General features: G+C 69.6%; 16 protein-coding genes. 11 read left to right on the top strand and 5 right to left on the bottom strand.

Features of this window, described 5'->3' with window-relative positions; genetic code table 11:
• Positions 1 to 74: 74 nt before the first annotated feature.
• Complete coding sequence (wecB, locus tag ACIBEJ_RS38705) at positions 75 to 1,205, bottom strand: non-hydrolyzing UDP-N-acetylglucosamine 2-epimerase (protein WP_397187925.1); 1,131 nt, start codon at positions 1,203 to 1,205, stop codon at positions 75 to 77.
• A gap of 57 nt (positions 1,206 to 1,262) precedes the next feature.
• Between wecB and ACIBEJ_RS38700 the strand changes: the two genes are divergently transcribed.
• The 10 genes from ACIBEJ_RS38700 to ACIBEJ_RS38655 all read left to right on the top strand — a co-directional run bounded on the left by ACIBEJ_RS38700 (position 1,263) and on the right by ACIBEJ_RS38655 (position 11,576).
• Positions 1,263 to 2,927, top strand: a complete 1,665-nt coding sequence (locus ACIBEJ_RS38700) for a glycosyltransferase family 4 protein (RefSeq protein WP_397187924.1) — start codon at positions 1,263 to 1,265, stop codon at positions 2,925 to 2,927.
• 115 nt (positions 2,928 to 3,042) lie between these two features.
• Entirely contained in the window at positions 3,043 to 4,305 is a 1,263-nt protein-coding gene (locus ACIBEJ_RS38695) for a nucleotide sugar dehydrogenase (RefSeq protein WP_397187923.1), read from the top strand.
• An 18-nt stretch (positions 4,306 to 4,323) separates the two neighbouring features.
• The gene (locus ACIBEJ_RS38690; RefSeq protein ID WP_397187922.1) at positions 4,324 to 5,412 is read left to right on the top strand and encodes a glycosyltransferase; all 1,089 of its coding nucleotides are present in this window, start codon (positions 4,324 to 4,326) and stop codon (positions 5,410 to 5,412) included.
• A gap of 49 nt (positions 5,413 to 5,461) precedes the next feature.
• Entirely contained in the window at positions 5,462 to 7,258 is a 1,797-nt protein-coding gene (locus tag ACIBEJ_RS38685) for a DUF4434 domain-containing protein (RefSeq protein ID WP_397187921.1), read from the top strand.
• Positions 7,259 to 7,268: 10 nt separating this feature from the next.
• Positions 7,269 to 7,925, top strand: coding sequence for an NUDIX hydrolase (locus tag ACIBEJ_RS38680; RefSeq protein ID WP_397187920.1), 657 nt, complete (start codon positions 7,269 to 7,271; stop codon positions 7,923 to 7,925).
• Positions 7,926 to 8,328: 403 nt separating this feature from the next.
• On the top strand, positions 8,329 to 8,694 hold the full coding sequence (locus tag ACIBEJ_RS38675) for a hypothetical protein (protein ID WP_397187919.1): 366 nt from the start codon (positions 8,329 to 8,331) through the stop codon (positions 8,692 to 8,694).
• Between the two features lie 211 nt (positions 8,695 to 8,905).
• Entirely contained in the window at positions 8,906 to 10,156 is a 1,251-nt protein-coding gene (locus ACIBEJ_RS38670) for an ATP/GTP-binding protein (RefSeq protein WP_397187918.1), read from the top strand.
• Positions 10,156 to 10,770, top strand: coding sequence for an RloB family protein (locus ACIBEJ_RS38665; RefSeq protein WP_397187917.1), 615 nt, complete (start codon positions 10,156 to 10,158; stop codon positions 10,768 to 10,770). Before ACIBEJ_RS38670 ends, ACIBEJ_RS38665 begins: the two co-directional genes overlap by 1 nt.
• A gap of 46 nt (positions 10,771 to 10,816) precedes the next feature.
• Positions 10,817 to 11,272, top strand: coding sequence for a GNAT family N-acetyltransferase (locus ACIBEJ_RS38660; RefSeq protein ID WP_397187916.1), 456 nt, complete (start codon positions 10,817 to 10,819; stop codon positions 11,270 to 11,272).
• A 10-nt stretch (positions 11,273 to 11,282) separates the two neighbouring features.
• A complete protein-coding gene (locus ACIBEJ_RS38655; protein ID WP_397187915.1) occupies positions 11,283 to 11,576 on the top strand; it encodes a hypothetical protein in 294 nt (97 codons plus the stop codon).
• Here ACIBEJ_RS38655 and ACIBEJ_RS38650 read toward each other — a convergent pair.
• From ACIBEJ_RS38650 to ACIBEJ_RS38640, 3 genes are read right to left on the bottom strand one after another with little or no spacing between them, the layout of a single operon-like run.
• Entirely contained in the window at positions 11,573 to 13,315 is a 1,743-nt protein-coding gene (locus tag ACIBEJ_RS38650) for an ABC transporter ATP-binding protein (protein ID WP_397187914.1), read from the bottom strand. The genes ACIBEJ_RS38655 and ACIBEJ_RS38650 overlap by 4 nt on opposite strands.
• Positions 13,312 to 15,852, bottom strand: coding sequence for an ABC transporter ATP-binding protein/permease (locus ACIBEJ_RS38645; RefSeq protein WP_397187913.1), 2,541 nt, complete (start codon positions 15,850 to 15,852; stop codon positions 13,312 to 13,314). Before ACIBEJ_RS38645 ends, ACIBEJ_RS38650 begins: the two co-directional genes overlap by 4 nt.
• A 1-nt stretch (position 15,853) precedes the next feature.
• Positions 15,854 to 16,540 carry a TetR/AcrR family transcriptional regulator gene (locus ACIBEJ_RS38640; protein WP_397187912.1) on the bottom strand — a complete coding sequence of 229 codons (687 nt, stop codon included), beginning with the start codon at positions 16,538 to 16,540 and terminating at the stop codon, positions 15,854 to 15,856.
• 107 nt (positions 16,541 to 16,647) lie between these two features.
• Between ACIBEJ_RS38640 and hisC the strand changes: the two genes are divergently transcribed.
• Complete coding sequence (hisC, locus tag ACIBEJ_RS38635) at positions 16,648 to 17,703, top strand: histidinol-phosphate transaminase (RefSeq protein ID WP_397187911.1); 1,056 nt, start codon at positions 16,648 to 16,650, stop codon at positions 17,701 to 17,703.
• Positions 17,704 to 17,951: 248 nt separating this feature from the next.
• Here the strand turns inward: hisC and ACIBEJ_RS38630 are convergent, their stop codons facing one another.
• Entirely contained in the window at positions 17,952 to 18,821 is an 870-nt protein-coding gene (locus ACIBEJ_RS38630) for an alpha/beta fold hydrolase (RefSeq protein WP_397187910.1), read from the bottom strand.
• Positions 18,822 to 19,466: the final 645 nt, after the last annotated feature.

The raw sequence follows: 19,466 nt of genomic DNA, 5'->3' as shown, positions 1-19,466 counted from the left end.
GGTGCTCGCCTATCGCTTCGCGGGGGTCAGTCGATGGTACGGCCGTGCCGTACCCCTTGTCTGAGTTTGTGGGGTTATTCGCCCCGAGTGCCCTGCGCGGCCGGGGACAGGTTGTCCCCCTTCAGCCACGCCGCCACGACCCGGGCGATCCGCGGACCGGCGGCGCCGTCCCACAGGGGCGGCAGCTCGCCCGAGGGCGTCGCCGCGCCGTCGGCCAGCGCCTTGTCCGCGGCGGCCGGCAGCGAGGCCGGGGTGACCAGGCGGTTGGTGCCGTGGGTGATGGTCACCGGGCGCTCGGTGTTGGGCCGCACGGTCAGGCACGGGACGCCCAGCATCGTCGTCTCCTCCTGCACGCCGCCCGAGTCGGTGACGACCAGCGCCGCCCCGCGCACCAGCGAGAGGAAGTCGACGTAGCCGAGGGGGTCCACGACCTTGACCGTCGGGCCGTCCACGAGCCCGGCCTCGGCCAGCCGCGTACGGCCCCGCGGGTGGATCGGCACGACGAGCGGGAGGCGCTCCGACACCGACAGCACGGAGTCGACCAGTTCCTTGGCCGCGGCCGGGGTGTCCACGTTGGCCGGGCGGTGCAGCGTGGCCACGGCGTAGCGCCCGTCCAGGCCCAGCCGCGCCGCGATCGGCGCCGGGTCCAGCTTGGGCAGCGCGGAGAAGAGGCTGTCGATCATCGGGTTGCCGACGAAGTGCACCTTCTCCGGTGCGACGCCCTCGCGGGCCAGGAACTGCAGCGCGTCGGGCGAGGTCGTGAACAGCAGGTCCGACAGCGAGTCGGTGACGATCCTGTTGATCTCCTCCGGCATGCCGCGGTCGAACGAGCGCAGGCCCGCCTCGACGTGCGCCGTGCTGATGCCGAGCTTGGCGGCGACCAGGATCGCGGCCAGCGTCGAGTTGACGTCGCCGTAGACCACGACCAGGTCGGGGTCGTGCGTGGTGAAGACCTCTTCGAGGCCGATCAGGAGGGCCGCGGTCTGCTTGGCGTGGGTGCCGGAGCCGACGGCCAGGTTCGCGAGCGGTTCGGGCAGCGCGAGGTCGCGGAAGAAGACGTCAGACATCAGCTCGTCGTAGTGCTGACCTGTGTGGATGATGCCCTGACGCACACCGAGTTCGCCGAGTGCTCGGACCACCGGGGCGGCCTTCACGAAGTTGGGCCGGGCGCCCAGAACGTGAAGGACCAGGGGGTTCTCCCTCATTGACCTCGCCTTTCATCGCGAACGGGGGAAAAACGTTGCCTATGGTACGGTCACCGCGTGGTATCCGACGCCAGACGTAAGGTTTCCGCCAAGTCGGCCCGAGCGGGCGTCGGCGGACTGCTCAAGGGCTTCGTCCAGCACCCGATCATCGTCTCCCGCGTCGTCGTGACGAAGGTGAAGGCCGATCCGGTGCGCGTCGCCCAGGCCGCCGCGGACGCGCTTCCGCCGGCGCTGCGTCCCATCGTGGGCAAGGTCGCCTGGCCCGCGGCGCGCAAGGTGCGCTGGGCCGTGCGGAAGATCAGCATGCGCGCGGTGCAGGCCCCGTGGAACGAGGCAAAGGCCCACTGGGACGCCGGGCGGATCACCGAGGCCGCCCGGGTGCTCGACCCCCACGTCAAATACCCCTTCGTCAAGCGCAGGGCCGCCTACTACCGGGGCGAGCTGGCGGCGATCAGCGCGGATCCGATCCCGCCGAAGCCGGCCGTGGAGATCGGGGAGCGGGTTCCGGGGCGCGTGCTGCACTGCGTCACCAACGCCCTGCCGTACACGCAGGCCGGATACACCGTGCGGACCCACCGCATCGTCACCGCGCAGAAGGCGGCCGGGCTCGACCCGCACGTGGTGACGAGCTGGGGCTGGCCGATGCTGCAGGGGCACGCGGACGCGACGCCGTTCGAGGAGCTCGACGGCATTCCGTACTACCGGCTGCTGCCGGACGGGCGCGGCGAGATGCCGTTCGAGACCACCGGGCGGATCATCAGGGGCGCCGACGAGGTGACCCGGCTCGTCGAAAAGTTGCGGCCCCAGATTCTGCACGCGGCGACCGACCATCGCAACGGCTCGGTGGCGCACGCCGTACGCCGGCGGACCGGCACGCCCTTCGTCTACGAGGTGCGCGGCTTCCTGGAGGAGACCTGGGTCTCGCGTGACCCGGAGGCGCGTACCGGCAGCGAGCGCGCGGTGCTGCAGCGCGAGCGCGAGGCGTTCCTGATGCGCGAGGCCGACGCGGTCGTCACGCTCGCCGAGACGATGGCCACGGAGATCGTCGAGCGCGGGGTGCCGCGCGAGAACATCTACCTGGCGCCCAACGCGGTGGACGACTCGCTGCTGACCGTCTCCTACGACGGCGCCGCCTTCCGCCGCGACATGGGGATCGCCGACGGCGAGATCGTGGTCGGATCGGTCTCCAGCATCGTCGGGTACGAGGGCTTCGCCACCCTGCTGCGGGCGGCGGCGTACCTGCGTGACCAGGGCACTCCGGTGCGCGCGCTGATCGTCGGCGACGGCAGCGAGCGGGAGAATCTCCTCGAACTGGTCAAGGAGCTGCGCCTGGACAGCGCGATCCTGCCGGGACGGGTCGATCCTGAAGAAGCGCTGAAAGCTCAGGCGGCGATCGACATCTTCGTCTGCCCACGCGAGGACCTGCGAGTTTGCCGACTCGTTACGCCATTGAAACCCGTCGAGGCGATGGCGCTCGGCAAGCCCGTGGTGCTCAGCGATTTGCCCGCTCTGTCCGAGCTTGTGGGCTCGGACGGCGCCGGCCTGCTCGTGCCGCCCGGAGACCCGGAGGCGCTCGCGAAGGCGCTGGCCGCGCTCCGCGAGGACCCCGCCAGACGTGCTGTGATGGGTGCGGCGGGACGGGCGGAAGTGGCGGCCAAGCGCACGTGGAGCCGCGTTGCCGAGACTTATCGAACGCTCTACCGATCGCTAGACGAACGATGACCGGGGTTTTGCCTGCCGGTTGTGACGGGTTCGCTCGCATTAGGCGTGAGCTGAGTGGACTTGAGATAACCTTTGCGACCATGAAGTGTTGTTTCCGGCTCGCCAAGGTACAGCTGTGACAGAAATCGACTTGGCTGTCATCGGTCTCGGATACGTCGGCATGCCACTGGCCAAGGAGGCCGTGGCCGCTGGTCTGCGGGTCGTCGGCGTCGACGTCGACCCCCGCAAGGTCGACGCGCTCAACGCCGGTCAGTCTTACATCGATGACCTGACCGACGCCGATCTCGAGCACATGCTGGCCAACGGCTTCAGCGCCACGCTCGACGAGTCCGTGCTGGCCAAGAGCAACACGATCGTCATCTGCGTGCCCACGCCGCTGGACGAGGACCACCGCCCCGACCTGTCCGCGGTCGAAGGCGCCACCGCCACCGTCGCGCGCAACCTCACCAAGGGCACGCTCGTGGTGCTGGAGTCCACGACCTACCCGGGCACCACCGACAACGTCGCCCGCCCGCTGCTCGAATCCTCGGGCCTGCTCGCCGGCCAGGACTTCCACCTGGCCTTCTCGCCCGAGCGCATCGACCCGGGCAACCCCAAGTTCGGCCTGCGCAACACCCCCAAGGTCGTCGGCGGCTACACCACGCCGTGCCGCGACCGGGCCGCCGCGTTCTACGCGCAGTTCATCGAGCAGGTCGTGCCCGTCAGCGGCACCCGCGAGGCCGAGATGGCCAAGCTGCTCGAGAACACCTACCGGCACGTCAACATCGCCCTCGTCAACGAGATGGCGATCTTCTGCGACGAGCTCGGCATCAACCTCTGGGAAGCCATCGAGGCCGCGGCCACCAAGCCGTTCGGATTCCAGAAGTTCCTGCCGGGTCCGGGCGTCGGCGGGCACTGCATCCCCGTCGACCCGTCCTATCTGTCCTACACGGTACGCAAGCTCGGCTACCCCTTCCGGTTCGTCGAGCTGGCCCAGGAGATCAACGAGCGGATGCCCTCCTACGTGGTGGCCCGCGCGCAACGCCTGCTGAATCGGCATAAGAAGGCCGTCAACGGCGCCAAGGTCGTCATGCTGGGCGTGACCTACAAGGAAGACATCGCCGACGAGCGGGAGACGCCGGCCCTGCCGGTGGCCAGGGCCCTGCTGGAACTGGGCGCCGACCTCTCCTACGTCGACCCGCACGTCAAGGAATGGCTCGTGGACGGCACTCCGGTGCCGCGTGAGGAGGATCTGGCCCAGGCCGTAGTGGAGGCGGACGTGACCCTGCTGCTGCAGAAGCACGCCGCCTTCGACCTCGGGATGATCGAGGAGAAGGCCCGGCTCGTGCTGGACACCCGCGGTGTGCTCACCGAGGGTGAACGCGTCGAGCGGCTGTAGCGACGGAGGCTGCGCGCAGTGCACGTGCTCGTCATGACGGTGGTGCATCACCCCGAGGACGCCAGGATCCTGCACCGGCAGATCCGCGCGCTCGTCGATGCCGGTCATGAGGTCACGTACGCCGCGCCGTACACGGCGCGCGGAGTCGTCCCCCGCTCGTGGGTGAACAGCGTCGACCTGCCGCGCGCCGCCGAGCGGCGGCGGATCTCGGCCGTGCTGGCGGCCCGCAGGCTGTTCAAGCGGATGCGGTCCAAGGTCGACCTCGTGCTGATCCACGACCCCGAGCTGCTGTTCGCGATCTGGGGGGTGCGCAAGCGCCCGCCCGTCGTCTGGGACGTGCACGAGGACACTCCGGCGACGCTCTCGCTCAAGCACTGGCTGCCGTCGTTCCTGCGGCCGCCGGTGCGCTTCTTCGCCAGGCTGCTTGAGGGTACGGCGGAGCGCCACCTTCACCTGCTCCTGGCCGAGACCGCGTACGCGGGCCGGTTCAAGCACGCCCACCTGATCGTCCCCAACGAGACCTGGGTGCCCGACACCGTCACCGCCCCCGGCGACGACCGGGTCGTCTACCTCGGCTGGCTGTCGTGGGCACGCGGCGTACGCGAGGCCGTCGAGGTGGCCCGCATCCTGCAGCCGTACAAGGTGGCGGTCGAGCTCATCGGCTACGCCGACCCGCAGAGCCGGCCCATGCTCAACGAGGCCGTGGCCGAAGGCGTGCTCGAATGGCGCGACTTCATGCCCAACGACGAGGCGCTCAAGCGGCTCGACGGGGCGCTGGCCGGGCTCTCGCTGCTCCACGACGAGCCCAACTACCGCCACTCCATGCCCACGAAGATCGTGGAGTACATGGCGCACGGCATCCCCGTCATCACCACCCCGTCGCCGCGCGCGGTGGAGCTGGTGGAGCGGTACGACAGCGGTGTCGTGGTGCCCTGGCAGGACCCCAAGGCGGTGGCCCAGGCGGTGCTGACCCTGCGCGACGACGTCCGCGAACGGCAGGGCCAGGGCGCCCGCGGCTACGCGGCCGCCCGCGCCAACCACCACTGGCCGAACTCCGCCAAGCGGTTCGTGGCCCAGCTTGAGGCGTGGGCCGGGGTGAAGAAGTAGCTCTGGCTGTTTATTTCCGGCACATCACGAGGGCGGTAGGTTCCTGAACGTGCGCTGGCTCCTCGTCCTCCTGGGCGTAGCGGTCCTCGCCGCGGTCGCGGCTGTGGTCCTCGTGCTGCCCTCGTCCTCGGAGAAACCGGTCAAATCCACCGGCAAACCGGTCGCCAGCCCCACGAAGGAGCAGCCGACGCCACAGGTCAGCGAGTTCAGCGACCCGTGCGGTACTTTCGACACCGACGAGAAGTACACCTACGCCGTCACCGGCTACTGGATCACGCCCAAGTCGAACCCGTGCACCTGGCGTCACCAGTTCCAGGAGATCCACCGGGTCGGCGGCGACACCGTCATCAGGATCGGGTACGGCATGCAGTACCGGCCGATCGACGACCAGGGCCGCATCCTGCGCCGCGACAACAACCAGGTCGACGACCTCTACGAGAGCTGCGTCCAGGACGGCAGGACCTGCCGGCAGGCGGCGGAGGACGACCTCAAGAAGTTCAACCCCGGCAACCGGATCGCCAGGACGTTCGTGTACCGGACCGACGAGGCGTACAGCACGAGCGTTTTCCGTTGCACCGACGTGGAACGGACCATCGAGACCGACAAGCGCGTCTACTACCGGCTGATCGCGCCCATGGACGGCTCCGACGACGCGAGCTGCAACTTCGAGGAGGCCGGAAAGTACGACCTCATCCTCGTCGCCGCCTCCAAGGTCGACAGCCTCACCACGCTCCTCAAGCTGGGCGACCAGTTCGGCGTGCGCGTCTTCCCCGCGCTGCCGCTGGCCCCCCGCGACCAGAAGACCCCCACCAGGGCCAACCCCGACCACATCGGCGCCCTGACCACGCTCACCCGCCGCATCCTCCAGGACTACGGCGCCCGCTTCGAGGGCCGTGACGCGCTCGGCGGCGTCTACCAGCCCTTCGAGGTGCAGATGGGCGCGACGCTGGCCAGCAACCCCACCCTCGCCGTGTACGCCGACCAGCACGAGATCGTCGAGCAGGAGCTTCCCGACAAGCCCATCCTGATCAGCCCGTACCTGGACGCCAGGAAGCGGGTCGGCTTCGGCCAGACGCCGCAGCAGGTGGCCGAGGCGTTCAAGGCGCTGGCCAGGACCGGCGTGGGCATCATCGCCCCGCAGGACAGCCGGGGCACCGGCAAGGTCGGACTGTTCTGGCCCGACCAGCGGGACGACGAGGTCGATCCCCGGCTGCGGCCGGTCGTGGGCGAGAGCACGTACGGCGACGCGTACCACGGCTCGACCCGCGACTACTACCGCGAGATGTCCACCGCCCGCGAGCAGATGGTCGCGCAGGGCTTCGAGGTGGACCTGTGGGCCAACGTCGAGGCGTTCGAACCGTCGGGCGAGCAGCCCTGCGCGCCCCAGGGCACTCGCGGCAAGACCGACAAGAAGCGCCTGGACCAGGCGGTGACGATGGCGGGCCGCTACGTGCAGAAGGTCGTCTCCTACATGTGGAGCGACTTCATGACCTGCGGCGAACCCTCCCTGGAGCAGGAGATCATCAAGGACTACGCCCGCCCCATCGCCGTGGACGCCATCCGCCGCAACCGCGACATCCAGGACGGGGTGGAGGTACGCGGCTACAACCTCGAAGGCGGCACCATCACCGTCGAGTGGAGCGGCGGCGCCAAGGACCTCGACATCGCCGCGGTGGGCTGGCTGGACAAGGCCCCCCAGGACGCGGGGCTGGCCAAGGGGTTGCAGACCGCGTGGGTGCCGTTCGACTGGTCGCAGGTGCCGCCGGGCGAATGGCTCCGCATCGGGGTGAAGCTCCCCTCCGGGCAGGCGGCGACGGAACCGCTGCGGGTCCGGATCAGCGTGTAACGTGCGGAGCATGGTGCCGAGCGTCCCGGTGAGCGTGGACTTGGTCGTCCTCACGGTGCGCTGCCAGGCACTGAGCGCGCTGGTGTGGCGCCGCGACAACCCACCCTTTCTCCGCCGATGGTCCCTTTCCGGCGGCTTCATCCAACTAGACGAGGATTTGCCGGACGCTGCCCGACGAATCCTCGCAGAACGGGCAGGCTTGCCCGGCGCGCCGGTGCACCTGGAGCAGTTGCAGACGTATGGTTACCCCGACCGGGACCCCAGGCAGCGGGTGCTGAGCGTGGCGTACCTGGGCCTGGCCCCCGACCTTCCGGCGTCGGAGAAGGCGCACATGGCATGGGTACCCGCGGCCGAACTGACCGTGATGGCCTTCGACCACCGGCGCATCATGCTGGACGGGATCGAACGGGCTCGGGCGAAACTGGAGTACACCTCGCTGGGGGCGGCGTTCTGCCCGCCCGAGTTCACGGTGGCGGATTTGCGGCGCGTGTACGAGATCGTGTGGGGCAGAGTCCTGGACCCGCGCAACTTCCACCGGAAGGTCACCAAGGCGGAAGGCTTCCTACTGGAAACCGGCGCCACCACGACCCGGGACGGCGGCCGCCCAGCCAAACTGTACCGCCGCGGCCCAGCCGAACTCCTCCACCCCCCGATGCTCCGCTCCTAAGGACTTCGCTACGCTCTTCTTGGGCCCCACCCGTTGCCCAGCCGGGGTGTTGACCACCTGATTCCCGCCCGGCCACAAAGGACTTCGCTTCGCTCAGGCGCTTTTCCTGGCTCCCACCCGTTGCCCAGTCGGAGTGTTGACCGGCTGACTCCCACCCCGCCACAAATGTGGTCGCTCCGCTCCCGCGTCTTTCCAGTCGGGCCGGGGGCCCGACCCCTGGCGGCGCTCGCTCCGCTCGCCCGTCCTTCCTTCAAGGGGGCAAGCCCAAGCATGGAAATGCGCAGTTAGGCGGGACTGCAAGGACAGGTCGCTCAACCAGTGGGACCAGGGTGGTGAGGCATAGAATCCCTGGTGAGTCGGCGGACATCTCGGCTGAGGAGGCGCTCCGGTGGGGTATCGGCCCATGACCATGACCGAACTCGGTGACCGGCTGACAGCCGCCCAAGACGAACGAGTGCGTTGGAAACTCGTCTGGGAGTTCCTGGAGGAGTACCGCTGGGAGGAGCCGGAGCGCCAGTTGCCACTTCTGCGGGACGAGCCTGCGCCGATCGGCGATGAGCGCTGGGATGTCCTGCTGGCCGCGCTGGCCGAACACCTGGCGGCTCGGCATGACGCGGCTCCGCCGGCGTGGACGGTGCCGCGGGTCCTGCGGACGCCATGGTTCGTCTCCGACCTCCCGTCCAAGCGGGCCGAAGCACTCGTCCGGGCACCGGCGGCGTTCCGCAAGCACGGCGTGTTCCTGGCCGGCAGTGACCTGGAAGCGGCATGAAGCCGGACGGGCTGCTCGGGCGACCGGATCATCCGGGCCTGAACGTGACGGCCGCGTGACCAGACCATGTGTTGACGATGCAAGAGCTCGCGGTACGAACACCCGAACCAGACCCCAGTGGACGCATCGCCTGCTAGCAGAGCCGCGTTCTCGTGCGAACTTTACGAGAAAGCCCCTGTGTCAACGCTAACCGTGCAGGTAGGGTATGCATGTGTTGATCAGGTTCAGCGCCGCCAACTACCGTTCGATCAGCGAACCCGTCGAACTCTCCATGGTCGCGATCGATCGAGATCGTGAGGAGGCGCGTCCGGTCAGCCCGTTGGGCGAAAGCCTTCTGCCGATAGCGGCGATCTACGGGCCGAACGCCTCAGGCAAATCAAACGTGATCGACGCGCTCGTCTGGCTGCGCAACGCGGTACGGCACTCCCTGCGCGTCTGGGAGGACGAAATACCGATCGAGCCCTTCGCGTTCGGCGAAGGACCGGTCTCTCCCAGCAGCCTCAGCGTCGAGATCGCAATCAAGGGCGTGCGATTTGAATATCTGCTCGAACTGGATAGCGAGCACGTCGCCTACGAGGGGCTTTTCCACTACCCGGAGAAGAAGCGCAGGAGGATCTTCGAGAGGGAGGACTCGGAGCTCAAGCTGCAAAGAGGGCTCGGCGGGCTGTCCGGCACGCGGGAGTTGATGACGCAGCGCACTTTGGCACTGGCCGTCGCGCGGAGGTTCGACGAGCCGCTCGTGACGGACTTCGCCGCACACTTCATGAGCATGCATGTCCTGGGGCAGACGTCCAGGCGCAGAGTGGATGGCCTGCTCGACGGCGGTTTTCCCGTGTCAACGCTGCGCTGGTTCGAACAGCCGGGTGAGCAGGACGCGACCAGCGCACCGGACCGCGACCTGGCACTGTCACTGCTGCGGCTGGCCGACCTGGGGATCGAGGACGTCGTCATCGACGATGAGGAAAGCTATTCGGACTCCGACGCACGCCGGGGTTACCGCCGCTTCCGGCTGCTCCACCGGACGCAGAACGAAGTCCTGCCGTTCGAATGGCGCGCCGAATCGCAAGGCACACGTACGTGGTTCGAGCTGATCGGGCCCGTACTCACGGCGCTCAGGGCGGGAACGGTCGTGCTTTTCGACGAACTGGACGCGAGCCTGCACCCGACGCTGTCCGCAGAGTTGCTCCGGATCTTCCACAGCCCTGTGACCAACCCGCATGGCGCCCAGCTCGTCTTCACCTCCCACGACGCCAGCCTGCTGAACAGCCTGAACAGAGACGAGGTCTGGCTGACGGAGAAGCACCTGGACGGGTCCACCCGCCTCGGCGCGCTGTCCGACTTCGCGGGTGAGCGGGTACGGAAATCGCAGAACCTTGAGAACGCCTACTTGCACGGCAGGTTCGGTGCGCTTCCCCAAGTGGACCAGTCCGCGCTGTTGCGCGCGCTGGGACTGATCGGCTGATGGCGCGGGGTCGGAACCGAGGCGGCAGGCCGCTCCGGCGTCAGGCTGAAAAGCGTCCCGAGCTTCGAACGATCGTGGTTTTCTGCGAGGGACGGAACTCGGAGCCGGACTACGTCAACGGCTTGAAGAAGCTCACGCACATATCGGAGAACACCGCTCTCAGCATTCACATCCATCCCGATCATGGCGTTCCGCTGACCCTCGTTCGCAAGGCAGTGGAGTGGAACAGGGATCCCGAAGTGGACGAATGCTGGTGTCTTTTCGATGTCGAGTGGCCGTTGAACCATCCGAACCTCGCGCAGGCGGTGAACCTCGCGGAGTCCAATGACATCAGGCTGGCGATCTCCAACCCGTGTTTCGAGATCTGGCTGATGCTGCACCATCAAGCCTGTGGCGCCTTCATGGACACCGAGTCGGCGGAACGGTCATCGCGCAGGCTGGACGGCAGACCCGGCAAGAGCATCGACGCCGGAATGTACATGCCGTTGCGGAAGACGGCGGCGCGTCACGCCGAAAGCCTCGACCTCCGGCATGACCAGAACGGCACCCGATTCCCTCACAACAACCCGTCCTCGGGGATGTACAAGTTCCTGCGGAGCCTGGAGGGTCCGTAACCTGGCGACATCTGGATGTAACGGCGTGGCCGTACTGTGGGCTGGTATGAGGATTGTGGTGGATGATCTGTCCGGGCCGGAGATCGCCGCGTTCCTGGAGGAGCATGTGCGGCAGATGCGGGCCATCTCCCCGCCCGGAAGCTCGCACGCGCTGGACCTGGACGGGCTGAGGGGTCCCGAGGTCACTTTCTGGTCTGTGCTCGACGGTGCGGAAGTGGTCGGGTGTGGGGCGGTCAAGGAGTTGGATGCCGCTCATGCCGAGCTGAAGTCGATGCGCACGGCGGTGGATCGGAAGCGGAGCGGGATCGCCTCCCGGCTGCTGGAGCACATTCTGCTTGAGGCCAAGGGGATGGGGTTCGAGAGGATGAGCCTGGAGACGGGGTCGGAGGAGTTCTTTCTGCCGGCGCGCAGGCTTTATGAGCGGTTCGGGTTCGGGTACTGCGATCCTTTCGCGGGGTATCGGCCCGATCCCAACAGCGTGTTCATGACGAAGGCGTTGTGAGGTCCGGCGCATGAGACAGCGGACGCCGCAGGAGAAGAAGCAGCTCAGCTATGCCAAGGATCACCGCAACGCCTACGGCGAGAACGACAAGAGTTCGCGCAAGAACATCCGGCGTAACAAGCGGGCCCCGCATCGGGCCAACCGGCATCGGGCTCACCAGGTTCTCGAAGCGGCCGTCGGGGTTGTGGACGAGGTTGTGGAGGAGCAGGTCGAGGAGCGGGTCCGGCGGCGGCGGCCCAAGCGGTGGCGCAAGGTGCCGGATGTCGCGCTGGGGGAGATCGTGCGGGTGAGGAGCGTGCTCTAGCGGGTGGGTCCGGTCAAGGTCCAGGTGGCGGCTTGTTCGCGTTGACGCCAGTAGCTTGCGAAGCGGCCGTCCAGAGCGAGCAGGTCGGGGAGGGTTCCGGACTCCACCACGCGCCCCGCCTCCAGGAAGATGATCTGGTCGGCGCGGGCGATCGTGCTGAGGCGGTGGGCGATGATCAGGGTCGCGCGGTCCCGGCCGGTGGTGTCCAGGGCGCCGACCACGGCGCGTTCGTTGGTGGTGTCGAGGGCGGCTGTGGCTTCGTCCAGCAGGAGTACGGGCGCGTTCTTGAGCAGGGCTCGGGCTATGCTGACGCGCTGGCGTTCGCCGCCGGACAACGAGGTGCCGCGTTCGCCCACGCGGGTGTCCCAGCCGTCTGGGAGGCGGGCTATGACCTCGTCGAGCTGGGCGGCTGTCGCCGCGGCTTGGACCTCCTGGTCGGAGGCGGCGGGGTTGCCCAGGCGGACGTTGTCGTGGAGGTTCGCGTCGAACAGGTACACGTCCTGGAAGACGATCCCCAACTGGCCCATCAGCACGGCGGGGTCGTAGTGGCGGACGTCGTGCCCGTGGACGTGGACGCTGCCCGAACCCACGTCGTGGAAGCGGGCGATCAGCGAAAGAAGGGTGCTCTTGCCGGCGCCGGAGGGGCCGACCACGGCGGTGGTGGTGCCGCGTTCGAGGGTGAAGGAGACGCCGCCCAGGATGTCGTGGCCGGGTTCGTAGGCGAAGTGGACGTCGCGGAACTCCAGTGCGGGGGCGTCGTGGCGGGGCAGGACCTCCGCGTCGCGGGGGAGCGGGTCCAGGGCGGGGGCGTCCAGGATGGCGTGGACTCTGGCGAGCACGCCGCGCATGTTCTGCAGGGCGGGGGACAGGTCGGCCAGCGTCGTGAACGGCTCGATGAAGCGGACGATGACGATGATGACCGCGACGACCTCGGCGGCGTTCAGGTCGCCGGAGACGCCCAGGGTGACGGCGGTGGCGGCGAGACCCAGCAGCGCCACCTGCGTCGCGAACCCGAAGACGAGCTGGCCGGGGATGCCCAGTCCGATCAGGCGCAGTGCGGCCTTGCGCTGGCGGGTGAGTGCCCGTCCGATCGCGGTGCCCTCGACTCCGGTACGGCCCGCCGTACGCAATGCCGGTTGTGACTGCGCCAGCTCGATGATGCGCTGCGCGAGCTCACCGGAGGCGGCGTCATAGGAGGCGTCGGCGGCGCGCAGCCAGCGGCCGCTCAGCCAGAGCGCGCCCAGCAGCAGCGGGACGGCGGCGAGCGCGACCACGCCCAGCGGCCAGGCGACGAACAGCAGCCCCACCCCGATCAGCGCCGGCAGCGCGAGCGCGTTGGCGGCGGGGGTGAGCAGGTGGGTGATGCCCTGGCAGAGTTCGCGGCCGGAGGAGGTGAGGGTGCGCTGCGCGCCGGTGCGGCGTTCGCTGGTGAACCAGCCCAGCGGGATGCGCTGGAGCCGGTCCACGACCCGCGTCTCCAGGTTGTTGAGCAGGCCGAAGCCGATGGCGAACCCGGCTCCGGTGACGGCGTAGTCGCTCGCCCACCCGGCGGCGACGAGCGCGGCCAGGGCGGCGATCCACGGCAGCGCGTCGGCGGGCGTCGCGGAGAACAGCGCGGACAGCAGCGGCACCAGGCTCAGCATGGCGCCGGCCCGCAGGAGTGTGCTCAGCGTGAGCAGGCTCGCGAACCGCACGGCGGCGCCGCGGTCCCCGGCCAGGCGGAGGGTCTGGAGGATCATGCGGTGGCCTTCGGCTGTTCGGTGAGGGAGGCGGCCTGCCACAGTTCGCGGTAGAGGCCGGGTTCGGTGACGAGGCGCTGGTGGGGGCCCTGCTGGACAATCCGCCCGCCGTCGAGGACCACGATGGTGTCGGTGCCCGCCACGGTGTGCAGGCGGTGCGCGATCACCACCACGGTACGGCCGGCCACCAGGTGACTCAGGGCCTCCTGAACCTGGTGCTCCGATTCCGGGTCGGCGTAGGCGGTGGCCTCGTCGAGCACGAGCACGCCCGGGTCGGCCAGCAGCGCCCGCGCGATCGTGAGGCGCTGCGCCTCGCCGCCGGACAGCCGGGCCTCGTCGCCGAGGACGGTGTCGTAACCGAGGGGCAGCCGGACGATCCGCTCGTGGATCTGGGCGGCACGGGCCACCCGCTCCACCTCCTCACGGGTGGCGTCGGGGCGGGCGAGCGCGATGTTGTCGTGGACGCTGCCGCGCACGAGCGCGACGTCCTGGAAGACGAAGCCGACCGTGCGGTAGAGCTCGGTGAGGGGGAGTTCGCGCAGGTCCACGCCGTCGATGGTGATACGGCCGGCCGTCACGTCGTGGAAGCGGGCCAGCAGCGCGGCGAGCGTGGACTTGCCCGCGCCGCTCGGGCCGACGAGGGCGGTGACGGTGCCGGGACGCAGTTCGAGATCGATGCCGGACAGCACCTCGTGGCCCGGGGTGTAGGCGAACGAGACGCCCTCGAAGCGGACCGGGCGGCCCTCGCCGGTGGGGAGCGCGCGGGGCTGGTCGGGTTCTGGCAGCTCTGGCTCGTCGAGGAGCAGTCCGATCCGCTGGGCGGCGTCGAGGGCCTCGCGGGCCGAGCCGAGCCCGTACCCCGCGGCCAGAAGTTGCGCCCCGAACGTCACCCCGAGCAGCAGGAACGGCAGCAGATCAGCGGCGCTCATCACCCCGCCCGCCACCATCAGGCCGCCGGTCACGATGATCAGCAGCAGCGAGGTCAGGGGGCGGGTGACCAGGTCGACGACGGTCTTGCGGCCACCGAGCGGGCGCTGCCAGGCGTCGAGGAAGCGGGCGCGTTCCTCCAGGGTGGCGCGGAAGCCGCCGGCGGGTCCGGCGTCGTAGGTGCGCACGACGGCCAGCCCGTCCACGTACGCCACCGCCTCCGAGGCGACCCGCGTCTCCCAGAGGGTGAACCGCGGCAGCGCCGCGCTGGAGGCGGCTATCATGCGGCCGGTCAGCACGCCGTACAGTGCCAGCGGCACCAGCAGGATCGCGGCGAGTCCCGCGGAGACGGAGAACAGGTAGGCCAGCACGGCCAGCGGCGTGACCACGGCGGCCACGATGTCGAGCACCGCGTGGGTGACCAGGTAGTGGACGCTGGCGGCGTCGTCCTGAACGGCCTGTTTGATCCGGCCGGAGGTGCGGTCGGTGAACCAGCCGAGCGGCACCCGCGCCAGCTTGCGCACCACGCTCGTCCGCACGTGATGGCCGAACCGGGCGTCGAGCACGTGCATGGCCAGCACCAGGAGCCCGGCCAGCGTCGTGCCCACGCCGAGCAGCACCACGGCCAGCAGCCCGAGCTCCGTCACCCCCGCGGCCAGGGCGCCGCCGGTCAGCAGGCGGCGGCACAGCTCGGCCAGGATGAGGTACGGCGCGAGCTGCAGCAACGAGACGACGGCCTGGAAGACGCCGGCGAGGATGAGCCGCGACTTCAGCGGCGCCAGCAGCCGGGCGCCGGCCCGCGAACGCCACCGCCCCTGGACCGCGGGCGGCTGCTGCTGTTGGACGGGCGGTTCCTGGCTCTCGGCGGAGCGGTCCACGCCCATGGCCTTGCCCTTGATCCAGTACGCCCGCGACTTGACGTCCGTCTTCGGGAAGCCGAGTTCCTTGAGCCGCTCGCGCACCTTCTTGGTGGCGGCCGACTCGGCGGTCACCCATGCGTACCAGTCGGACCAGTCGCGTTCCTCGACCGCGCGGGCCAGCACGGAGTCGTCGCCCGTGGACGGTACCCACGTGATCGTGGCGCGGGGGTGGGAGGTGAGCGGGATGTCCAGGTCGTCCTCGTGGAAGCGCTCCAGGATGACCTCGACCGGCGTCGTCTCCGGCAGCGCCGCCAGGATCGCGTTGATGCCGGGCAGCGCCGCGGCGTCGCCGACCAGGAGGTATCCGTCGGGCTCGGGCGTCGGCGGCGTGAACTGGCCGGAGGACCACCGGCTCACCTGGATCGTGTCGCCGGCCTTCACCTCGCGGGCCCAGATGCAGGCGGGGCCGGCCGGTTCGTGCAGCACGAACTCCATGCTGACCTCGCGGGCGTCCTGGTCGGGGGCCACGAGGGTGTAGCCGCGCTGGTGCTCGCGGCCCGGGCGTTCCGGGTCGGGGGCCCACAGGCGTACCCAGCTCGCGGGCTCGATCGGCGGGCCGTCGAACAGCGTCGGCGCGTGGAAGGTGATGCGCCGGAAATGCGGGGTGATGTCGGTGTACGACACGACGGTGAGCGTGTGCTCGTCGGCGCCGAACGCCTTCATCACCACCCCGCCGTAGCCGCGGGCCATCTCAGCGTTCCTCTCGTAGAGCTTCGGCCAGGTCGGCCACGTCCCGCCCGGGCGGGAGCTTGGCCACCAGCCCTTCGGCGAGCGAGGTCAGGACCAGCTCGAAGTAGTCGTCGGCGGTGTGGGCGGGGATGCCCAGGGTGGCGGCCTGCACCAGCGGCGAACCGGCCATCGCGGCCAGCGCCTCGCGCGTGCTCTCCTCGGCGCCGGGAGGGTCGAGCCGGGTGTGGGCCTCCTGGGCCTGGCCGGCGGCGACGATGCCGATCGTGACCGTGGCTATGGCGGAGCTGAGGACGGTGGCCGCGGCGGGGGCGTACCCGCGATCGGCCAGGGCTCTGATCTGCGTTTCCAGCAGCCGGACGCCGGAGGGGCCGCGGGGGAAGAGGCGCTGCAGGTACTGGGCGGTGCCGGGGTGGTCGAGTGTGAACCGCCTGAGCTGGCGTCCGAACGCCACCAGGTGCGCGGCGGTGGAGTGCCCGGGGTCGTCGTGGAGCGTGAGCCCGTCCAGGACGGCCTCGCCGACCAGGGTCTCCAGCGCGGCGCGGCTCGGCACGTGGCGGTAGACGGCGGCGGGGGTGACGCCGAGCGCGTCGGCGACCGCCTGGACGCTGAGGTCCTGCAGGCCCAGGCGTACGCCCGCGGCGACCACGTCCGCACGGCTGAACGTGGCTGTCCGGCCACCGGTACGCATGGGCTCACCCCGCTCCTATAGGTAAGGCTTACCTTAGTTATGGGGCATAACTTAGGTGAGGTCATGCTGGAGCGCAAGAGGGGCGGGACGGGGATTACAGTGTGGCCATGCCTCGTTTCCGCGCCATTCTGGACACGATGCCCGCGTACAAGGCGGGCAAGGCCGTCGTCAGCGCCGACGGCCGATCCCACAAGCTGTCCTCGAACGAATCCCCCTACGACCCCCTGCCCTCGGTCGTCGAGGCGATCGCGGAAGGCGCGCGGCAGATCAACCGCTACCCCGACCCGGCGTCCGTCGCGCTGACCGAGGCGCTCGCTCAGCGCTACGACGTGCCCGCCGAGCACGTCGCCCTCGGGCCCGGCTCAGTGACGGTGGCGCAGCAGTTGTTCCACACCGTGAGCGAACCGGGCGCCGAGGTGATCTACGCGTGGCGGTCGTTCGAGGCGTACCCACTGCTGGCCGACCTCGCCGGGGCGGTGTCGGTGCGGGTGCCGCTGGTCGACGAGGAACACGACCTCGACGCCATGGCAGACGCCATCACCGACCGGACTCGGATGATCTTCGTCTGCACGCCCAACAACCCGACCGGCGTGCCCATCCGCCGCGACCGGCTCACCGCGTTCCTGGACAAGGTGCCCGCGAACGTACTCGTGGTGCTGGACGAGGCGTACCGGGAGTACGTGCGCGACCAGGACGTCCCCGACGGCCTCGACCTCTACCGCGAGCGGCCCAACGTCTGCGTGCTGCGTACCTTCTCCAAGGCGTACGGCCTGGCCGGGCTGCGGGTCGGATACCTCATCGGGCACGAGAGGGTGGCGTCGGCGGTGCGGAAGGTGACCGTGCCCTTCGCCGTCAACAGCCTCGCCCAGATCGCCGCCATCGCCTCACTGGAGGCCGAGGACGAGCTGCTGGCCAGGGTGGATGTGGTGGTCAAGGAGCGTACGCGGGTTCGTGAGGCCCTGATCGCACAGGGGTGGGAGGTGCCGCCGACCGAGGCCAACTTCGTGTGGCTGCGGTTGGGGGAGCGGACGATGGAGTTCGCTTCGCTCTGCGGGCTGGAGGGCGTGGCGGTACGGCCGTTCGCGGGCGAGGGAGCCCGGGTGTCCATCGGCGACCCGGAGGCGAACGACACCTTCCTCAAGGCGGCGGCCTCGTTCCGCTGAATAAAGGCGAGGTGCTCCGCTTCGCGCGTTCCTCCAGGCCCACCCGCTGCCCAGCTAAGTGGTTGGGCGGTTGGAGCCCGCCCTGAAAGCGACGTGCTCCGCTTCGCTCCGCGCGTTCCCCAGCCGGGGCGAGCCCCGGCCCCTGTCGGTCCTCGCTCCGCTCGGGGTGCCTTCCTTGCGCGCGCCTTCGGCGCACGGCTGGCGCGAAGGGAGAGCAGAGGGCGCCGCTCCCGTCGGCCGGAGGCCCCCTATGAGGTGTGGACGCGGCCGAGGAAGTCGCGTACTAGCGGGACGATCTCCCCGAGGCTGGTCTCCAGCGCCCAGTGCCCGGCGTCGAGCACGTGCAGTTCCGCGTCCGGCAGGTCGCGCAGATAGGCCCGGGCGGACTCCTCGGGCATGTAGCCGTCGTGGGGGCCCCAGACGATCAGCGTCGGCGGGCGGTTCTCACGCAGGTACTGCTGCTCCTTGGCGAACCAGTCCAAGGTCGTCGCCTGGTCCTCGAACAGGGTCACGACGTTCTCCCGGCGCCCCGGCGTGTCCATGAGGCTCCAGTGCAGCTTCCACAGGTCGGGGCTCACCCGTTCGGCCAGGTGTGCGGGCAGGTCGCCGACGAACTCGTCGCGGAATCCCTCCTCCGAGACGTTCGCGGCGAGCTTCGCCCGGCCCTCCGGCGTCGGGTCGGACCAGTACGCCCTCAGCATGGCGTACTTGGGTCCCATGACGTCCTCGTAGATGTCGCCGTTCTGGATGACGAGCGCGGCGACCCGCTCGGGGGCGCGCAGGGCCAGTCGCAGGCCGAACTGCGAGCCGTAGTCGTGCAGGTAGAGGGCGTACCGCGACAACCCCATCACGTGGGTGAAACGTTCGAGGAAGTCGGCGTAACCGTCGAAGGTCCACGAGAACCCCTCGGGAGCGGCGCTGTAGCCGAAGCCGGGCAGGTCGGGGGCCAGCAGCCGCCAGCGGTCGCCGAGTGCGGGCATCAGGTCGCGGAACTCGTAGGACGAGCAGGGGTAGCCGTGCGGCAGCAGGAACACCGGAGCGTCCGGCGGGCCCGCTTCCCGGTAGAAGGTCTGGATGCCGTCGACGTCGATCGTCCGGTGGGTGACTGGCGCGTGCATGGGGCATTCCCTGCCCGTTCCGGCTCGGGGCTACCCACCGGCGCTTCGAAAGGGCTCACGCCAACCGCTACCGGCGCTGCTGTCCAGGACGCAGTGCCGGCGAGGAAATCCCGAGGGCCGCCCGGCACCTTCGGCGGGCGCCTGGGTGTGCGCGCTGCCGGGGACCCCTCGCCAGGCCGACGCGGCTCAGGAGGCGGGCCGTCAGGGGAGGAACCCGCCACCCCCCACGATGACGACTCCCGACCGGAAAGCGGCCGCTCTGGTGAACCCGTAACCCAGCCGAGTCCCTGCCATCCGGGGGCAGGCCGCGCCACCGGGCGGCGATGGGGTCGGCCGTGTCACCGAGCGGCGATGGGGTCGGCCGTGCCGCAGAGCGGCGACGGGGCGGGCCGTGCCGCTGAGCGGCGACGGGGCGGGCCGTGTCACTGAGCGGTGGCGGGGCCGGCCGCGCGACCGAGTAGCGGGGGAGACCGCGCCCAAGGCTCCTCCAGCTGCACACCCTGGGACTCGGTCGGCCGATGCGCGTGGCGGCGAACACGCTCGATGCCGCCTAGATCGTTGATGTGAAAGTCGGTAATCGTCTGCGAGCATGGCGAAGGGCGTCCATGGTCGGTGTGTGAAGACAGACTTAGACGCCCTTCTGAT

The organism is Nonomuraea sp. NPDC050790 (genome assembly GCF_044456745.1).
In the GTDB taxonomy this organism is placed as follows: domain Bacteria; phylum Actinomycetota; class Actinomycetes; order Streptosporangiales; family Streptosporangiaceae; genus Nonomuraea.
Note: the sequence above shows the minus strand (reverse complement) of the source record. Positions and strands in the feature narration are given on the sequence as shown.

What these genes read in the sequence shown, in the direction of transcription:
- wecB (WP_397187925.1), bottom strand. Translation starts at nt 1,205, where the DNA reads ATGAGGGAGAACCCCCTGGTCCTTCACGTTCTGGGCGCCCGGCCCAAC.
- ACIBEJ_RS38680 (WP_397187920.1), top strand. Translation starts at nt 7,269, where the DNA reads ATGGTGCCGAGCGTCCCGGTGAGCGTGGACTTGGTCGTCCTCACGGTG.
- ACIBEJ_RS38675 (WP_397187919.1), top strand. Translation starts at nt 8,329, where the DNA reads ATGACCATGACCGAACTCGGTGACCGGCTGACAGCCGCCCAAGACGAA.
- ACIBEJ_RS38665 (WP_397187917.1), top strand. Translation starts at nt 10,156, where the DNA reads ATGGCGCGGGGTCGGAACCGAGGCGGCAGGCCGCTCCGGCGTCAGGCT.
- ACIBEJ_RS38660 (WP_397187916.1), top strand. Translation starts at nt 10,817, where the DNA reads ATGAGGATTGTGGTGGATGATCTGTCCGGGCCGGAGATCGCCGCGTTC.
- ACIBEJ_RS38655 (WP_397187915.1), top strand. Translation starts at nt 11,283, where the DNA reads ATGAGACAGCGGACGCCGCAGGAGAAGAAGCAGCTCAGCTATGCCAAG.
- ACIBEJ_RS38650 (WP_397187914.1), bottom strand. Translation starts at nt 13,315, where the DNA reads ATGATCCTCCAGACCCTCCGCCTGGCCGGGGACCGCGGCGCCGCCGTG.
- ACIBEJ_RS38645 (WP_397187913.1), bottom strand. Translation starts at nt 15,852, where the DNA reads ATGGCCCGCGGCTACGGCGGGGTGGTGATGAAGGCGTTCGGCGCCGAC.
- ACIBEJ_RS38640 (WP_397187912.1), bottom strand. Translation starts at nt 16,540, where the DNA reads ATGCGTACCGGTGGCCGGACAGCCACGTTCAGCCGTGCGGACGTGGTC.
- hisC (WP_397187911.1), top strand. Translation starts at nt 16,648, where the DNA reads ATGCCTCGTTTCCGCGCCATTCTGGACACGATGCCCGCGTACAAGGCG.
- ACIBEJ_RS38630 (WP_397187910.1), bottom strand. Translation starts at nt 18,821, where the DNA reads ATGCACGCGCCAGTCACCCACCGGACGATCGACGTCGACGGCATCCAG.